Origin of the sequence: Achromobacter sp. NPDC058515 (assembly GCF_042721735.1) — a bacterium.
Taxonomy (GTDB): Bacteria; Pseudomonadota; Gammaproteobacteria; order Burkholderiales; family Burkholderiaceae_B; genus Achromobacter.
Map to the genome: position 1 here is coordinate 146,148 of NZ_JBHXNI010000018.1, position 17,496 is coordinate 163,643.

A 17,496-nucleotide genomic window follows, 5' to 3' on the forward strand; every position below is an offset into this window, starting at 1 on the left:
AATGCAAGCGAATTAGAGACAGGAGGCGTAAGCAGGCAATGCCGCTGCGCCGCCGGTGTGCAGGAACACAATGTTCTGGCGAGCGGAGAACCTGCCGGAACGGATATCGGCAATCAAGCCTGCCATGGCCTTTGCTGTGTAGACCGGGTCCAGCAGGATGCCTTCCAGTCGTCCCAGGAGCCTGAGCGCATCAAGGGCCTCTGATGTCGCTATGCCGTACCCGTCTCCGATGTGCTTGTCATCGACCTCGATCCAGTCGCCGGGTACGGGCGGGGCGTCCATGAGATCCGCCGTCTGGTTTGCGATGCCGTGGACAATTTCCGACATGCGATTCGAGTCAAACCGCACGCTATAGCCCAGTACCCGCGTGAGTTTTTCGCGGCATAGCGCGGCCACCAGGCCTGCCTGCGTGCCGCCGCTTCCGGCTGCATGTACGATGCAGTCGACCTTTATTCCCTGGTCGGATGCCTGGCCATTGATCTCATGCGCGCAGGCGACATACCCTATCGCGCCCAGCGGGCTGGAGCCTCCGCCAGCGATGACGTAGGGCTTGCGTCCTTGCTGGCGCAATTGAGCTTCCAGCTGGGCGACCGCCGCCGCAATGTTCGCGCCGGCTGGCAGCTCCTTGCAGAGTGTCGCGCCCAGGATGCGATTCAACAGCGCATTGCCCGACCGGTAGTATTCGACGGGCTGGTTTTCCAGGCGGCGCTCCAGCAGCAATGCGCAGCCCAGGCCCAACTGGGCTGCGGCTGCTGCTGTTTGCCGGGCATGATTCGACTGGGTTGCGCCCGTCGCTATCAAGGTATCGGCTCCCCTGGCCAAGGCGTCGGCCGCCAGATACTCTAGTTTGCGCGCCTTGTTGCCACCGCCGGCCAGGCTTGTGAGATCGTCCCGCTTCATGAAAATCATTGGCCCGCCAAGGTGGGCGGACAGTCGCGTGAGAGGCTGAAGCGGCGTTGCGTGTTCAGTGAAGCAAACCTTGGGGATAGCGTCCCATTTCATCTGTCGGCCCTCCTTATTGGTAGGAAGCGGCGTCGGCACTGTCGGAGGGATGCGAAATAGCGCGTTGAAGCGCGGGACTCATGGGCACGCGCATGTTGATCGATTTAGGAGGGATCGACGATTCGAACCATTTGGCATAAATGCCGTTAATCGCGCCGCTCGAAAAAGTGGTTTCGAGCACATCGTCCACCAGCGCCTTGAAGGAGGGATCTCCTTTTCTCATCATTAAGGCATACGGCTCGACCGACAGGGGGGCCTTTGAAATGACAAATGCATCAGGCGTTTTTGCGTTGGCCACAAGGCCGGCAAGCGTAATGTCGTCGAGGAAGAAAGCTGCCGCCCTATCGGTTTCCATCATCAGGAAGCCTTCCGCAAAATCGCGGGCCGGCGCGATGCGCATGCCGTATTTGCGTGCGGCATTCAGTTCTGAGATCTGTCGGATATTCGACGAACCGGCCGTGGCGACAACTGCTTTGCCGGCCAGTGCGTTCAGGTCAGCCAGGTTGGCAGTTTTCTTGGAGACGAACCGCGTGCTTGCGACAAAGATGGTGGATGAAAACGCGACCTGCTTTTGGCGTTCGATCGTGTTCGAGGTGGTGCCGCATTCCAGATCGATGGTGCCATTGGCCATAAGCGGGATACGGTTGGAAGAGGCCACCGGCACCATCCTTACCTTGAGATCGGGCAGCGTCAGGTGCGACTTTAGCCCCTCCACGACTTTCAGGCAGAGGTCCACCGAATAGCCGACGAACTGGTGTGACGCATCCAGATAGGAAAAAGGCTGTGCGGTTTCCCGAACGCCCAGCGCGATTTCGTTCTTTGTTCTAATTTTGCTCAATGTGTCGGCAGGCTGAGCGCTTGCGTAAGTGCTGGCGATCAGCGCGAGGGCTGCGACAATCGTTGGGGTTTTCATGATCTCCTCCGGTGCCGCAGCGTAGATGCCTCACGGACTTTTGTTTGTATCGACACAAAACAACGAGATCCGATTGTGGATCGATACATAACTAAAGTCAATGAGGCAAAATGCCTGGGAGCTAGGGGAAAATCCCAATGGAGGGGGGGTGTGGCTCTTCGGCCAGCATGCGTGCGATAAGCAATCCAAAGCTCTGTAGTTCGGCGGCGTCCTGCGCGGCACTGACGCTGATGCGTACGCCGTTGTCCATGCCAAGCAGGCCCGCGGCAAATGCCTCTGAGGGCGATACCTGATAGCCCATTGTTTCGATCCGCCTGCAGAATTGGCTCGCCGTCCATGGATCGGGAAGCCGCAGCCAGGCATGGGGGCTGAATGCGCTTGTCCGCAAATCGAAGCCGGTCAGCGCTTGGGCAAGCGCGTCGTTGCGTTCGGCCAGTTCAAGCCGGTTTTCTTGCAGCACGTGTTCGGCACGTCCCGAGGTGACAAGCTGGGCAGCGACCTCCGCCGAGATCGGCGAGGCCATCCAGGTCGTGGCGCGCACTGCCTCGGTTACCGCTGCTGTCAGCTGGCGCGGCGTCTCTACGAAGCCAACACGCAGCCCAGGGCCAAGGCATTTGGAAAGGCTGGTAATCCTGATGGTCAGTTCCGGGGCCAGGGATGCCAGGGTAGGGAGCCGCGTCTCCGCGAGACATCCATATACATCGTCTTCAATCAGGAAGATGCCGGCTTGCTTTGCTATGTCCGCAATCTCGATTCGCCGGTCCTGCGGGATCGTTGCCGTCGTAGGGTTGTGGATATTGGGCACGCAAACAAGCCCTTTGATCGGGTGCGTGGCTATTGCTTCACGCAGCGAGTCTGGCACCAGGCCGTGCTCGTCGATCTCGATCGGCACCAGTTTCAGCCCCAGCCGAGGCGCCAGGGTTCTCAGGCCGGTGTAGGTCAGTTTCTCGGTTGCGATGTGGTCACCGGCCACGCTGCACGCCATTAACCCGCACAGTAGCGCGTGCTGTGCGCCGTCAGTCACGATCACCCTGGCGGGGTCTACAGGGGTATCGGTGTTGCGGCTGAGCCACTGGGCGCCGGCCTGTCGGTGGGAGGCGCGTCCGGCTGGATCGTCATAGCGCAGTAGCTCGCCAAAGGCAGGCGAGTGGTGCAGCAGCGATAGCGCCTGCCCGATGTCGTCTCCCCAGCTCTTTAGTGCTGCCTGATGGCCGCGCAGGTCCGCCATTCGATTACGTATGGTCGCTACTCCAGCCGCCGCTTCCACCGCATCGGCTGCGGCTGGATCCTTCACGCGCGTCCCGCGACGTGCGCCGGTTTCGAGCAGTTTCGCTCTCACGACCTCGCCGAATGCGCGGGACACGGTACCGACGGTTACGCCGAGCTGGGAGGACAGTTGGCGGTTGGGCGGCAGCTGGTCGCCGGGTTTGAGTTTGCCGCTGCGAATGTCCTGGACAAGGGCCTGGGCGATTCTTTTGTACATCGGTCCCTTGGCCGCGGACAGATCCGGAACCCAGTCGGTTGAGCTTTGCATACATGGCCTTTTTGATTCGAAGCCTTTAGCGCAAGGCTTGACAGGGTAAATGTGTCCATCTACTATCGGAACAATCGATTTTGTATCGATACAAAATCACTAATATGCGATACAAAACATTCAACCGATTTTACATGGAAAGCAACATGCCGAAGATGATCCATACTCCGCGCGACAAGGCGTGCGGCGGCCATTATTCACACGCCGTTCGCGCCGGTGACTATGTGTTTGTTTCGGGACAGACGCCACGCGATGGCGTGCGAGCGGTCGTTGGCAAGACAATCGAAGAGCAAACGACGGTCACCCTTGAAAACGTACGTTTGACGCTCGAGGCCGCAGGCGGCGCGTTGGAGAATGTGGTCAAGGTCGGCGTATTTCTGAGCGATCTTGCAGATGCAGCGGGATTCGATCAGATTTACGCCAGCCATTTTCCAACCTTCCGGCCGGCGCGCACCACCGTAGGCTGCGCGCTGAACGGTGTGTTGGTCGAGATTGACGCCGTGGCCTACATTCCGGTATCCGCCCGCGGGCAAGAGGTGACGGTATGAGCCCGATCCTTCACGGCGTGATTCCCGCCGTGCCGACGCCCTTGAATGCGGACGGCCAGCCCGATACGGCAAAGCTGGTGGCGTTCATCCGCGATCTGTTCGATGCCGGTTGTCAGGGCGTGAATCTGCTGGGAACCACAGGAGAGGCGACCTCTTTCGATCGCGGCACGCGTTTGCAGATCATGGAAGCGGTCGCCAATGCTGGCCTGGCGCAGCGGATGATGGTGGGCACGGGCGCTGCGGCGCTGGCAGACGCGGTTGCATTGACCAAAGCCGCCGATACGATGGGCTTTGCCGGCGCGCTCCTGCTTCCGCCCTTCTATTACACCGATGTCGGCGACGGTGCGCTGGTGCAATACGTGGAGAGACTGGCAGAGCTAGCCGGCGCCCGGACGGGAAGACTTTACCTGTACAACATCCCGCAATTGACCGGCCTGAAGTACTCGCCGGATGTCATCGAGCGTCTGACGCGCAACCTGGGCGGCGTGCTGGCGGGCATCAAGGACAGCTCTGGAGATTTGCCGTATGCCGAGGCGGTGGCGGCAAACTTCAGCCAGCTCGCAGTCTTCCCGAGCGACGAAGCGACGCTAAAGGATCGCGCCCGGAAAAAATTCGCTGGCTGCATATCTGCGTCCGTTAATGTCTTCCCCCATCTCGCCTGCGCCACCTATCAGTCCGGTGTGGATACGCCTGATGAAATCTATAACTCAATGGTCGGTGTGCGCAGGGCGTTGACCCGTGTTCCGTTGGTGCCAGCGATCAAGGCCGCTCTGGCCTGGCGGCGCGAAGACGAAAGCTGGAAAACGATGAAGCTTCCCCTGGTCCCCCTGAGTTCGGCGCAACTTGCCCAGTTGCATAACGGACTGGCAGCGGCCCAGGCTAACCGGCACGACAGCGGCGAAGACCGTCTGGCCAATTAAAGAGGCGACAATGAACTACCACTGGAATTGGGGGATTTTTGGAGACCCTGCGCCCGATGGAACAGGCACTTATATGGATAGCCTGTTGTCGGGACTGGGCTGGACGCTCACCACCGCGTTTCTGGCCTGGGCGATTGCAATGGTCCTGGGCGTTGTCGTTGGCGTGCTCAAAACAACTGAGTCAACGATGGCCCGGCGAATGGCTTTTGGCTACATCGAACTGTTCCGCAACATTCCGCTATTGGTCCAGATGTTCGTCTGGTATTTCGTGCTTCCTGAGCTTTTGCCGAGCGCGGCGGGGTACTGGTTAAAAACGTTGTCTGACGGTCCTTTTGTTGCCGCGGTGGTCTGTCTTGGCTTCTTTACTTCGGCCCGCGTCGCGGTCCAGGTGTCCGCGGGTATCGATGCGCTGCCTCGCGGCCAGCGCGCTGCGGCCAAAGCCCTTGGGCTGCGGACCTGGCAGATTTACCGCTATGTGCTTTTGCCTGTCGCCGGGCGGCGGATGTTGCTGCCGCTGACAAACGAATTCCTGAACAACCTCAAGAACACCTCGGTGGGTTTGACCATCGGCCTGGTGGAACTCACTGCCAGTGCGAGATCAATGCAGGAGTTTTCGTTTCAGGTGTTTGAGGCTTTCACCGCTGTTACGCTGATCTACTTGGCAGTGAACCTGTCCGCGGTGGGCGTGATGCGGTTGGTCGAGTCGGCCGTTATTCCCGATCGCTCGTTCAGAGGCCTGTTGCCACGTACTCGACGGGTTACTCGTCATGCTTGATTCATTCGACTTCAGCGTGATCGGGCAGGCCTTGCCCTTTCTGTTCGGCGTCGGCCTGGTCTTTACTATCAAGCTGACGCTCCTGTCCATGGCCGGCGGTTTGATACTAGGAACGCTGCTGGCGCTCATGAGGCTGTCGCATTCGACCATGCTGCGCACGGTCGCCGGCGTCTATGTCAACGTCATACGCTCCATTCCGCTGGTGCTTGTGATTTTCTGGTTCTTCTTTCTGGTGCCGTATATCGGCGGCTGGATTATGCAATCGGACACGCCTATTGAAGTAGGGGCGTTCAGTTCGGCGCTGGTCACTTTCGTCATGTTCGAAGCTGCGTACTACTGTGAAATCATACGAGCCGGCATTCTGGGCGTTCCGCGGGGGCAGGCACAGGCGGCGCAGGCGCTGGGCATGAACCGTCGCATGGCGATGACATACGTTATTTTTCCTCAGGCGGTCATAAGCATGCTGCCTTTGCTGCTAACGCAATCCATTATTCTTTTTCAGGAGGTTTCGCTTGTGTACGTGGTTTCAATCACCGACTTTGTCGGCGCTGCCGCCGCGATTGCGCAACGCGATGGCCGACTCCTGGAAATGTATTTGTTCGTGGCTGTGGTCTATTTCTGCATCTGCTTTACGCTTTCATCCGTTGTCAGGCGCATGCGGCAATTTCAAAATGGCTGACAAATATGATCGAAATAAATAATATTTCCAAATGGTATGGCAACTTTCAGGTGCTGAACCAATGCAGTGCAACCGTCAGCAAGGGCGAAGTGGTGGTCGTATGCGGGCCCTCCGGGTCAGGCAAGTCAACGCTGATCAAGACGGTGAACGGGTTGGAGCCCATTGACCAGGGCAGCATCGTGATCGACGGCATTTCGGTTGCTGCGGCGGACACGGATTTACCGAGCCTGCGCGCTCGTATCGGGATGGTGTTTCAGGGCTTTGAGTTATTTCCCCACCTGAGCGTGCTGGACAATATGCTCTTGGGACAAATGAAAGTGCTCAAACGCGACCGCGCATCGGCCGCCAGGAAGGCCGTCGAATATCTGGACCGCGTAGGCTTGGCCAGTCACGCGTCGAAATTGCCTGCCCAACTCTCGGGTGGCCAGCAACAACGCGTCGCGATTGCGCGAGCGCTGGCAATGGACCCCATTGCAATGCTGTTCGATGAGCCTACCTCGGCGCTCGATCCAGAGATGATCAATGAAGTGCTGGACGTTATGGTCGGGCTGGCGCGAGACGGCATGACAATGATGGTGGTGACACACGAGATGGGGTTCGCCAAAAAAGTAGCCGATCGAGTGATCTTCATGGATGGCGGCGCCATTGTCGAGGACTGTGACAAGGCCTCGTTTTTTAGTGAACCGCGTTCAATGCGAGCGCAGGAATTTCTCGGAAAAATCATCCATTAATCAGGATGGCTTGACCAACTTTCGGCACCAATGTATCGAGACGCCACAGGAACTCTTAAATGCGCAACTGACTCTCTCATCGGGCCGTCTTCTGGATCTAGCGTTAACTTGGAAGCTGCATTGTGGATTTGAAACTGAACGGAAAAATTGCGCTGGTTACCGGGAGCAGCAAAGGCATCGGCGAAGCGGTAGCTCGCGGGCTTGCGCGGGAGGGAGCCATTGTGATCGTCCATGGTCGCAACAAGGCTGCCACGGAACAAGTCGCGCACGATATTACAACTGGCGGCGGCCGTGCCTATACGGTGGTCGGCGACCTGACGGATGAAGCTGACGTGCAACGCCTGGTCCAAGAGGCGCAAGCATTCGTCAAGCCCGTCGAGATACTTGTTAATAACGCGGGGGGATCGGGCGAGACAGAAGACTGGGCTACGACGCGCCCTGAAACATGGGCGTCGGGCTACGATCGAAACGTTCTTGCGGCCGTCAGGGTCACGGCGCGCATTCTGCCAAGCATGCGAGCGGCGCAGTGGGGAAGGATCGTCAATATCTCCAGCCTTGCTGCGATGATGCCTCCGTCTATAAGACCCGACTATGCAGCCGCCAAGGCCGCCATGATCGCGATGACGGCCTCCCTTGCCAAGGCAGTCGCCAAGGAGGGCGTTACTGCAAATACTGTGACGCCAGGAACCATCCACAGTGAAAGCCTGGATAACGCGTTCCGGAAGGCGGCGCTTGACAACGGTTTAGCGGTAGACGCGTCCTGGAGCGAGATCGAGAAAACCGTGCTGCCGCTGTTCGCGCAGGTGCCCATGGGGCGGGTCGGAACGCTTGAAGAAATTGCAGATGCCGTCTCGTTTCTGGTGAGTCCCCGGGCCAGTTATATAACAGGAGCAAACCTGAGGCTGGATGGGGGGATGTGGCCGGGGTTATAGGCGTCGGGCCCGCTGGGCAGCGTGAATCTCAACCATTCCATAGCCGCCGCTTGCCTGCCAGGCGCGAATACGCGCCAGCGAGCCACGTTGAGTTTTATGCGGGCAATGCGATGTTGCCAAACGCAGCGGCATCCGAATTCGCCGGCGAGGCCACGGCCGCACGTAGCGAAATCCCGAGTGCGCCAGTGACCTTCAGGATGGTCGCGAAATCGGGGGATCTCTCGCCGGAGAGTGCCTTGTAAAGGCTTTCACGAGACATGCCCGTGTCCCTGGCGATCTTGGTCATGCCTTGCGCGCGCGCAATATCTCCGAGCGCTTTTGCAATAAACGCAGCATCGCCTTCACTTTCTTCGATGCATGCATCTAGATAAAGCGCCATCTCTTCGGTTGTACGAAGCCGTTCTGCGATGTCGTATTTTCTAGTTTGTAGCTTTTTCATGTTCTTGCTCCTATCCGTGTGGAGCTGATCTAAAAGCGTGTTTGCAGCAAGTGCAAACACGCTTTGACTACCTTTAAAAGGCAAGAGGTTAGAGGCTGGAGGCCAACCCGTAAGCCCTTGCAATATCAGCTTGTTGTGTAGACTTGCTGCCCCCCGCTAAGAGGATCACAAGCGTTCCATCACGTCGCTGTGTGTAATACACCCTGTACCCTGGCCCTACATCAATCCGCATTTCCGAGACCCCTTTTTCGAGATTTCGGTGGTCACCCGGGTTGCCGCCAAGCAACCGTTGAATACGTGCCTGGATTTTCGCGCGAGCCCGCAGATCTTTCAGGTCTGCTTCGAACTCGTCATAGTCTTTCGTGCTTTCGAGCTCTTTCATGTCTCTTACCTATCATTGGGGCGCCTCTCCTTGTCTATGTTGGAAAGCTGATTGTAGCCACAAGGATACGAAAAATCCAGATGAATGTATCCAATAGGATACATGTTGAGATGAGGGCAACCTCGCCGCGGGGTCATCCCCTTGCGCATTGGGCTTCCGGATCGCCTTAGGTCTTGGATATCTGATGTCGGCGCAGCAGCCCCGAGCGTGGACAAATTGCGGAACGACGCACGGAACAAACGCGGAACGTTTGCGGCGGGGGGAGTGGGGATTTCGGCGGAGAGCCGTGTGTGTACTGTGGTGCCCGGGGCCGGAATCGAACCGGCACGCCTTGCGGCGGGGGATTTTGAGTCCCCCTTTTTTATACTTTAATGGATGTGACTGGACAATATTAAATTCATAAAGCATTGATTTGTATGTAAAAAGCATCCATTGTTGTCTGGCAGCATCCAGCCTCATTTAGCGCTAAACTGTGCACAAGACTGTCAACAACAAGGGTGAGGCCATTGAAGAAGGTCCTGTCGTTGCGTGAGGCCGTGCAGGCAATTAAGCCGCGGCAATTCTTGCGGTTGGAGGCTGTTCCTCCATCTGGTTCGTTGGAGCTGCGGATGTCTGGGCAAGGTGTCTTGTCCTTTTATTGGCGTGTCACGCTTGACGGGAAGACTGACCGGTACGCCATTGGCCTCTATGACTCATCTGCGCCTCCGAAGAGTCTCTCTCCGACTGCCAAGGGCTATTCGCTCCAGGCCGCCCGTACAGCGGCCGGGGCGATGGCTGCGAAACACTACGAGGCCCAGGCCGAAGGTGGTTACCGAACGGTGGTGAACCAGGAGAAGGCTGCGGCTCAAGTAAAACGCGATGAAAGCGCGGCAGATGGGTACACGCTCGACAAGCTCTATGACTTCTACGTGAAGCATCTGGCTGAGCGAAATACAGAGACTGCCAAGCAGGCGCGGAACTTGTTTAAGAAGAATCTACGTCTACCATTCCCCGAAATAGCAGGTACACGAGCGAACAGGGTCACGAGCGGGCAAATTGCGGATGTGCTGCGGCCATTGTCCGCAGCGGATAAGCAAAATACCGCTCGGAAGCTCAAGGCGTATCTGAGTTCAGCCTTCGAGAAGGCGAAGAATCCGGAGCAGAACGCAGCGGTTTCGGAGGAGCTGGCCAAGTTCAAAATTCGACACAACCCGGTTGCCGACGTGGCTGGTGTTCGGCAGTCGCGGGGGGCCGACAAGAATCCGCTAATGCCGGAAGACATGCGGGCCTATTGGAAGCTCATCAGTGTGCCGGGGCAGGAAGCGGCGCTCCTGCGGCTGCATCTAATGCTGGGCGGTCAGCGTATCGAGCAGTTCGTACGCATGCGCAGAGAACACGTGCAGGAGGACCTCATAACTCTGATAGACACAAAAGGGCGCTCTGGCGCACGCAGGCTCATTTATTTGCCCCGCATTCCCGTCATTGATGAAGCCCTGAGTCAGCTAAAAGCAAGCGGAGATTTCGCAATTACTGCTACACCGGGGCGACATTTGAGCACGACGACGGCGCGGTCGTGGGCGAAAAGGGTTGTTGGGGATAAAGTCGAAAATTTCGAACTCAAGCGAGTGCGCTCTGGAGTGGCAACACTTCTTTCGAAGCTGGGTGTGAGCGCCGAAGTGCGAAACCATCTTCAGTCCCACAACCTCACAGGGGTTGAGCACAGGCACTACAACAAATACGACTTCTATAAAGAGAAGAAGCTCGCGCTTGAGCGTATGTTGCGGTATCTAGAAACGGGCTAGCGGTCGAAGGATGATGCCCCCGCCGATGGGACGGGGGCTTGGAGTGAAAATTGCCTCCTGCAGGCGTTAAAGTTGCCCGCAACTGCCGCATGTTTTTTCCTTTAAGCAATACGCGGACTTGACTCCCTCTTGTTTGCTGGCTCCGACCGCCAGGCCGGAGATGTTCGCTATCGGTGCCGCCAAGCACTTCCAGCTATCGGACTTGCAATGAGCCGCCAAGCTCAAAACCCCTTGCGGGGCACACACATTTTCAACCGCTGGCAGTTTTCGAGTGCGCTTACGTGCTCGCTTCGGACTCGACTGATTAGGTCTTGTCCGTCACTCAGACTCTACTATCCGCCTCTCCCTCTCTTGTGCCGTTCCAAGTGCCACCTTGGTCGATTGGCCGTCAGAGATTCCCACGTTAGCTCATCGTGTCAGACCCACGATTTGAGATATGGAGCCTCAGGTTCCAGGAGTCGCATACGCTTCACGGCTGTCGCCGCTTTCGCCCTACGATGTTCCATAGCATCGGGTTACCGTCCCGAACCTTCATCAACTCATCACGCCGCAAGGGCGCATATCCAAGGGCCTTTACTCGGATGCCAGACTCTCACTGGCAATTACAGGCTTAAGCTATCCAGAGACCCACGCATTTCCGCGTGGTGCCGAGCAGTCCAGGTTTCCCCTCGTGCCCCTGTCGCATTTCTGCGACCTCATCAGCCCACCTGCCGAGACTGGGTTGTGCCGTTCATTTCCGCACACCCCCCAATGCAGATTCACACTGCTTCACGCTGAACAGGGTTCGACTGTGTTGCCACAGCTCCCGTTTCCGTGTCGCCCAACGTCGCCGGCAAGAGGGCTATCTGGCCCGCTATGCGTCGGAGTGGGTCGAAGCAATGGTGTCCCATTGCAGCGCCCGTTGCAGCCCTACCAGCCCCAATTACAAGGCATAGAGCTACGGCGGTTTGCAAAGGCTTGGCGAGCCGTTGCGTGGGGTCTTCCCCATGTGTGTGTTTGCAAGTTGGCGGTCCTGCGTTGTGCACCCTTTAGTAAGGTGCACAACGCAGGGCTGCCTGATGCAATGCGCATGAGCATCGACTCTGCGCGTTGTGTTCCTGTGTCCGTATAGTGCGGCTCTTGCTTGTCGCATCATAGGTTTTGACGCGCAAAAACCACAGACCGTATAGCGTCAAAATCGGCTATTGCCAAGCGCTGGTTCTTTTCCGTTGACCACTCTATGTCTTGTCCGTAACTTCCAATCGCAGGGGCAAAAAGGAGTCAAGGTGACGTCGGGAAAGAGGTTCGACGCTGCTGCCTCTAGAGCGTTTTGGTGAGGCGAAAAGATGGGCGGATTCAAACGCATGAGCGGCATCGTTGATGCGATTTACAGGTCATATCCCGACTCGGTGCGGCAGGTTCTTGCACTTTCTCGTCAGGATGCAGAGCGCTTGCCCCGACTGCCAGCTCTGGCAATCATCTCAATTAGGTCGCCGGATGGTGAGCCGGCAGCGCTGGACGGCTTTGCCCATCTCCTTCGGCTCTGCTTCTCGGACGTCGACTTCCTTAACCCCTCAATTTCGCTGCGGACGCGTAGCCGACCGCAACGAGAATTTACCGTCGAACACGCGTCCGCTGTTCATTGCTTTATCCGCTCATTGCCTGCCGAAGTTAAGTCATTGGTGGTGCATTGCGAGGGCGGATTTTCGAGGTCTTGCGCAATCGCGTTGGCGGTACATCGTGTGTATGGCTATCGCACGGACCTGACACGACTGGGGAGGGCGAATCCCTCCGTTGCCCTGTTGATGATGTCCACATGTTGCTCGCCGTTGTTCGAATAAGTGCTTACCTGGGGGAAATTTTTTATGAATGCGATTGTTTCCATCAAGTTCAACACGGATGGAGTTTCGGAGAGGGCGATGCGTGTACTACGAGCCGCTGTTGCAATTGCAGCCGAGAATCAGGGACTTCGATTGCAAGTAGTCTCACGTCAGAATTTCTGTGAGAAGGCTGGTCTACCGCGCGATACGGGCGTGCTTGAGTTAGGAAAACTGCTTGGCGAGTCGATGAAAGTGCTGGGGACCTTGGAAGTGCTGAGCATGGAGCCCGATTCGCTCTCGGAAGATGTCTGGGGAAGCTGGCCGCCCTATGACTCGATAGCCATCGTCGATGGCCAAGTTGAGTTCGAGATTTGCGAAGCCATGTTCCAACATGACGCTTGGCGGTCGCTGCTTGAAGGCGAACTCGGTCGCGAGACTTCAGGAGCGAGGATGTTATCGATGTTGTCCCCTTGCTGAGGAGATGTCTATGACCTCAAGAATTTCGCCCCAAATTGACTTGGAAATTGCCTTGCGTAAGTTCCATGAGTTGGGCATGTCCGACGGGGATTTGGGCTATACATACTGGTATCAGGTAAGCCAACTCCTTCGCGGAGCCGCGGAGATGCAAGCTCAAATTGATGCGCTTAGGCAAGAGCTGGAGTTGTGCCACTCAAGGGGAAATCGCCGACTGAATCGGTCGTAGCAGACGCGCAAGCTTCAGTCCACGTTTGCATGCGCAAGCGTTCCAGTGTCACGTTTGGCGCTTCGTCTTGCACGAGTCAGCCGAGCTGCGCTCGGAACATCTATTTGTCTCATCCACCTCGGCCCTTAGCAAAGCGAATCACACGCTCTGCGTCTGCTCTATACGCTGGTATCAGTCTTTTCTTGAGATGCCAATGCGTACACCTACCACCCCGCTGGCCCGCACCACTGCTGCTGCGCTCGCGCGAGTCCTAGACAGCGTTCCCCGTGGCTACACCCGCTACACCTCAGGCACCATCCTGGCATCCAAAGTGGGTGCTCTGGTCAGTAAGTTCCATCGCCTTTATGGAATGGCTGCATCGGCATCTCAGCGGATTACCAGAAAGCGGCGTGGGAAGGCGAATGCAATTTTGACTTTGCTCCATCCCCAAGGGGCTGAGCGTGTTAGCTGGTTGATGCTCTTCACGGATGGTGAGTTAGATGCCAACGAGTCGCTACGAAGCGTCTTTGAAAAGCCGCGATTGCTCTGGCTAGGCTACGAACTTACTCGGCACAACCATAAGGGTGGCGTTAGATGGACATGGCGTCGAGAGCCAGAGCAGATGCGGAACTTGTACACATTGCTAGATGAGCAGCTTCGGCGGCGTCGGTGGAGAGAGGTTGAGGCCACTCTCGCAAGAGTGGCCTCGCAGCCAGGGTTTTACGGGGTCCGTGGTCAGACGTGGCGTCTTTGTCAGGAGGCGAGGGCCCGCGGGTATCCTGGGGAGCTTCCCTTCCTGTTTTACATGCAAAAAGTTGCTCACGGGGAGTGGATTACCGTGGAGTAGTTCGCCCACCTCTGTCTCGCGATTCTTGGCCCATTGAGTGGGCAGTGCGCCTAAGTTGCGATTTGGAGTTTTAACGCGCGCGTGAAGGGGCGGTCCGAATCCAGGTCAGGATGTTGCGTTGGATATCAGCATAGATTTCTCTGGAATCGAAGCCGCGGGGCTCATGAAGGGGGACGTAGTGTGACATTGGTACGTTCCCAATAGGGATTGCATCGAAAGGGTTGGCGCCTCTCTGGCTAGTCTGCCCCTGAAGATTTTTTAGCGCATTTATTCGTATGCCGAAGACGGGCTTGTAGGTGTCCCATGCGCGACGAATCTCGTAGTCAATCCACTCTCGAGAAGCGGTCTGTGACCCAACTAGCACGATGACAACATCGCTTCTTGTCATCTGATTGTTAATCCATGTTTGAACGGCGTCGCGGCCGGCACGTTTGACCTTTTCCCAAGAATTGTCATCAACAAGTTGGTCGCCGTCGACGACTCCCATGTTTCGCACTTGTCCAGCTCGAGAGACGTCATTGTCGAAATGAAAGCTATAAAATGCTCTTGTCATTTTTCTGCACCTGCCGGGTTGTGTTTATTGGTGATGGCACTCTTTGGACTTGGAGTGGCCATGCAAATATACTCGACCTTGCCCTTAGTACGAGAATGAGACCCCGTCGATGAGGGTGCTTTTTTGTCGAACCCGTTGATTTTAGACCTAATGGATTTATCTAATGGACAGACGAACGTTCGTTCATCGTTACGCTGAAAAATTGCTTGAGGGGACCGCCTCGGCGTTTATAGGTGCTGGTATTTCAATGGCCGCCGGTTACCCTAGCTGGAAAGGCCTCTTGGCGGAAATTGCGGATGAGCTCGATGTCGACCTGAATGAGGAGCCGGACCTAGCGGGGGTCGCTCAGTGGTATATCAATCATCAGAAGAGACAACGAACACAAATCGGACGTGTGATTGCGAAGGCATTCCCGCCTGTCGACGTGCCTCCGGAAACGCTCAGGGTAATGGCTCGCTTGCCGCTAAGGCACGTGTGGACGACAAATTACGACCAACTCATTGAGGCAGCTTGGGAGCATGCGGGGAAATCATTGGCAATCAGGACCAGGCCTGACCAGCTCTCGGTACCGGACCCTGCGTCACACACCACTCTGTACAAGATGCATGGGTCTGTCGAAGACCCATCGGAAGTAGTCATCGCCAAGGAAGACTACGAACTCTATCGACGTGAGAAGGGGGCCTTTTTCCATTTGCTCACCGGCCATGCCATAGGGATGAGCTTTCTCTTTCTTGGATTTAGCTTTACTGACGCAAATATCTCCCATTTGTTTGGGCTATTGCGGGAGGTGCTTCCTAGCACTCCGAAAGAACACTACGCGATAGTCAAGCGTCCCAGTCCTCTCATTGGTCGAGTGACTGTGAAGGCAAAAGAGCGCTATCGGCGAGAGCTTTCTCGTCACAAGCATTGGGTATCAGACCTTCAGCGATATGGAATTCAATGTGTCGAAATCGATAGCTACGATGAGATTTGCGACATTCTGAAGGAGATAGAGCGTCGCGTCTCGCGGACCAGCATTTTCGTTTCTGGGAGTTATCCAGAAGCGCTTGCTGCCGAGGCTGATGGACAGACGGTGGTTGAGCTGGCGGAAGGGGTGGGACGCATTGTGGGTTCTTTGGGCTACCGGCTAGTGTCTGGATTTGGATTGACAGTTGGTAGTGCCGCCGTTGCTGGTAGGTTAAGCGAGGTATACAAGGCACGCCATGTGCATCTAGATAGCGCTCTCCTGCTGCGTCCATTCCCCCAAAATATTCCGAAAGTATCGAAGAAGGACGATTTTCTAGCTCGATATCGAGAGGATTTGGTGCTGCAAGGAGGGGTTTGCGTCGTCATTGGCGGGAAAAAGAAAGATGGCAGAAGGTACGTGACGGCAACCGGGGTGCTAGAGGAGGCGCGCATCGCTCGTGATAGCGGACGGCTTGTACTCCCTCTGGGGTGGAGTGGTGGTGCAGCGCACGAGATTTGGAATGAGATGCTATGTCTTTCACCCGCCGGCAGGGGGGGGATTTCTGACAGAGATTTTCGATTGCTCGGCGAGCAGCCGAAAACGGTGGAAAGCTACTTGGCCCTAGTGGCCCGCCTTCTAAAGAAAATTACTGATTAGTGGTGCTTCAAGCGCCGAGTTGGTTGGCTTCGGTGCGATTTAGGAGGCAATGTGCTGTGTAGGGCATTGCTCTATGAATATTTTTAATAATAATTTGGAATTGAACAGGTGCCTACATATTTTACGAAGAGCGAAGCTCGGAACGCTGCGAATACTCGGAAACGTATACTTGCAAAGTCACTAGGTTCTATCTCGGTCGAGTCGCACGACGTTTTGCGTGAGGAGAAGCTTCTGTCCGAGAAGAGAGACTCGTTCGATATTTTCTTATCGCACTCTGTGAAAGATGCTGATTTGGTTCTAGGAATGAAGGAACTGCTAGAGGCCAGAGGACTTTCTGTGTATATCGACTGGGATACGGACCGCCAATTGGACCGTAGTAGTGTATCGGCCGACACCGCCAATGTGCTTCGAAAGCGGATGCAGCAGTCACGTTCAATGTTGTATTTAGCTACGGCGGCAGCTTCGTCATCAAAATGGATGCCTTGGGAACTCGGTTTTTTTGACGGTCTGCGTGGCGGACAGGTCGCAGTTCTTCCTGTTCTAGATACAGCGACCGAGCGCTTCTCTGGTCAAGAGTATCTAGAGCTATATCCTAAAGTGACGAAGAACACCTACAAGGGAACAGCGCAGCAGGATGTTTTCGTCGAGGGATTTAATCAATGGATGACGTTGAGCAGCTTCGCGACTGGAAAAAAGGATTGGAAAGATTATGTCACCTAGGATGCTTTGAGCTCGGCCTGCCAATTTATGGATTCCGATATAGGGGGACCTAGGTCCCCCTCGTTGCCGTTACCGGCGCCTCACCCCTCCTTTTTTCGCAACATATCAGCCTTGGTGCGAACGAAAGTCATTGGCCTGCCTGCACTGGTTCGTTAGGTCCGCGAGCTCACCAGGGTGCTCGAGGTTTGGAAGGTGCTATAAGCGACGAGGGTGTTGAGCAATTCGCTGCGCTCACACACCGCATCCCCTGGCTGCCAGCGCCGCAGGCATCTTGTTCATGGAAAATGAGTGGGCAAAAATTTGGTGAAAGTAGGCGTGTTCGAGCATATGCTTCGCTTTTCGAGAGCCGAAGTGCACAGAGTTTCTTCAAAACATTGAGGCTCTCTTTGATTAATAAAAATTATTAGATATATATTTTTGATGACTGTTCCGTGCGCTGGCCGTGGTTCAAATAGTCATTGAGATTAAGGGATTATTCGAGTTTGTCGCTTGTCGCGTGAGAACCAATTCTCCAGGCGGGCGCTACTACTTCTCCAGGTCGCCGCGAACCAATTCTCCAGTCGTAAGCTCCCCCTTCAGGTAGGCACCAGCCGGTAGAATTTCGGAGCCTCCATGAGTCGGAGACTCCCTTGAAGAAAAGCAGATTTACAGAGAGC

16 protein-coding genes are annotated in these 17,496 nt (G+C 56.1%); 10 read left to right on the forward strand and 6 right to left on the reverse strand.

Going from position 1 to position 17,496, the window contains the following annotated elements:
• Positions 1-12: 12 nt before the first annotated feature.
• From ACFWP0_RS25855 to ACFWP0_RS25865, 3 genes are all read right to left on the reverse strand, one after another.
• Complete coding sequence (locus tag ACFWP0_RS25855; RefSeq protein WP_377847043.1) at positions 13-1,002, reverse strand: D-cysteine desulfhydrase family protein; 990 nt, start codon at positions 1,000-1,002, stop codon at positions 13-15.
• A gap of 13 nt (positions 1,003-1,015) precedes the next feature.
• Complete coding sequence (locus tag ACFWP0_RS25860) at positions 1,016-1,915, reverse strand: amino acid ABC transporter substrate-binding protein (protein WP_377847044.1); 900 nt, start codon at positions 1,913-1,915, stop codon at positions 1,016-1,018.
• Positions 1,916-2,036: 121 nt separating this feature from the next.
• Entirely contained in the window at positions 2,037-3,449 is a 1,413-nt protein-coding gene (locus tag ACFWP0_RS25865) for a PLP-dependent aminotransferase family protein (protein WP_377847046.1), read from the reverse strand.
• A gap of 146 nt (positions 3,450-3,595) precedes the next feature.
• Between ACFWP0_RS25865 and ACFWP0_RS25870 the strand changes: the two genes are divergently transcribed.
• The 6 genes from ACFWP0_RS25870 to ACFWP0_RS25895 all read left to right on the forward strand — a co-directional run bounded on the left by ACFWP0_RS25870 (position 3,596) and on the right by ACFWP0_RS25895 (position 8,034).
• Positions 3,596-3,997, forward strand: a complete 402-nt coding sequence (locus tag ACFWP0_RS25870; RefSeq protein WP_377847048.1) for a RidA family protein — start codon at positions 3,596-3,598, stop codon at positions 3,995-3,997.
• Positions 3,994-4,917, forward strand: coding sequence for a dihydrodipicolinate synthase family protein (locus ACFWP0_RS25875; protein WP_377847050.1), 924 nt, complete (start codon positions 3,994-3,996; stop codon positions 4,915-4,917). Before ACFWP0_RS25870 ends, ACFWP0_RS25875 begins: the two co-directional genes overlap by 4 nt.
• A gap of 10 nt (positions 4,918-4,927) precedes the next feature.
• Positions 4,928-5,692 carry an amino acid ABC transporter permease gene (locus tag ACFWP0_RS25880; protein ID WP_377847052.1) on the forward strand — a complete coding sequence of 255 codons (765 nt, stop codon included), beginning with the start codon at positions 4,928-4,930 and terminating at the stop codon, positions 5,690-5,692.
• Complete coding sequence (locus tag ACFWP0_RS25885) at positions 5,685-6,371, forward strand: amino acid ABC transporter permease (RefSeq protein ID WP_377847054.1); 687 nt, start codon at positions 5,685-5,687, stop codon at positions 6,369-6,371. The genes ACFWP0_RS25880 and ACFWP0_RS25885 overlap by 8 nt, the downstream gene beginning before the upstream one ends.
• 5 nt (positions 6,372-6,376) lie before the next feature.
• Positions 6,377-7,102, forward strand: a complete 726-nt coding sequence (locus ACFWP0_RS25890; RefSeq protein ID WP_377847056.1) for an amino acid ABC transporter ATP-binding protein — start codon at positions 6,377-6,379, stop codon at positions 7,100-7,102.
• Between the two features lie 122 nt (positions 7,103-7,224).
• Positions 7,225-8,034, forward strand: coding sequence for an SDR family NAD(P)-dependent oxidoreductase (locus ACFWP0_RS25895; RefSeq protein WP_377847058.1), 810 nt, complete (start codon positions 7,225-7,227; stop codon positions 8,032-8,034).
• 94 nt (positions 8,035-8,128) lie between these two features.
• Here the strand turns inward: ACFWP0_RS25895 and ACFWP0_RS25900 are convergent, their stop codons facing one another.
• Together ACFWP0_RS25900 and ACFWP0_RS25905 are read right to left on the reverse strand one after the other, a co-directional pair.
• Complete coding sequence (locus ACFWP0_RS25900) at positions 8,129-8,473, reverse strand: addiction module antidote protein (protein ID WP_377847060.1); 345 nt, start codon at positions 8,471-8,473, stop codon at positions 8,129-8,131.
• A gap of 88 nt (positions 8,474-8,561) precedes the next feature.
• On the reverse strand, positions 8,562-8,855 hold the full coding sequence (locus tag ACFWP0_RS25905) for a type II toxin-antitoxin system RelE/ParE family toxin (RefSeq protein ID WP_377847062.1): 294 nt from the start codon (positions 8,853-8,855) through the stop codon (positions 8,562-8,564).
• A 506-nt stretch (positions 8,856-9,361) separates the two neighbouring features.
• Between ACFWP0_RS25905 and ACFWP0_RS25910 the strand changes: the two genes are divergently transcribed.
• Complete coding sequence (locus ACFWP0_RS25910; protein WP_377847064.1) at positions 9,362-10,636, forward strand: hypothetical protein; 1,275 nt, start codon at positions 9,362-9,364, stop codon at positions 10,634-10,636.
• Between the two features lie 1,844 nt (positions 10,637-12,480).
• Positions 12,481-12,912: a hypothetical protein gene (locus tag ACFWP0_RS25915; protein ID WP_377847065.1), complete on the forward strand. Its 432-nt coding sequence runs from the start codon at positions 12,481-12,483 to the stop codon at positions 12,910-12,912.
• 1,122 nt (positions 12,913-14,034) lie between these two features.
• On the opposite strand, the gene ACFWP0_RS25920 is transcribed toward ACFWP0_RS25915, so the two are convergent.
• Positions 14,035-14,517 carry a TIR domain-containing protein gene (locus ACFWP0_RS25920; protein WP_377847067.1) on the reverse strand — a complete coding sequence of 161 codons (483 nt, stop codon included), beginning with the start codon at positions 14,515-14,517 and terminating at the stop codon, positions 14,035-14,037.
• Between the two features lie 163 nt (positions 14,518-14,680).
• Here ACFWP0_RS25920 and ACFWP0_RS25925 point away from each other — a divergent pair, with 163 nt between their 5' ends.
• Positions 14,681-16,120, forward strand: a complete 1,440-nt coding sequence (locus ACFWP0_RS25925) for an SIR2 family protein (RefSeq protein ID WP_377847069.1) — start codon at positions 14,681-14,683, stop codon at positions 16,118-16,120.
• Between the two features lie 108 nt (positions 16,121-16,228).
• Entirely contained in the window at positions 16,229-16,840 is a 612-nt protein-coding gene (locus ACFWP0_RS25930) for a toll/interleukin-1 receptor domain-containing protein (RefSeq protein WP_377847070.1), read from the forward strand.
• Positions 16,841-17,496 lie beyond the last annotated feature (656 nt).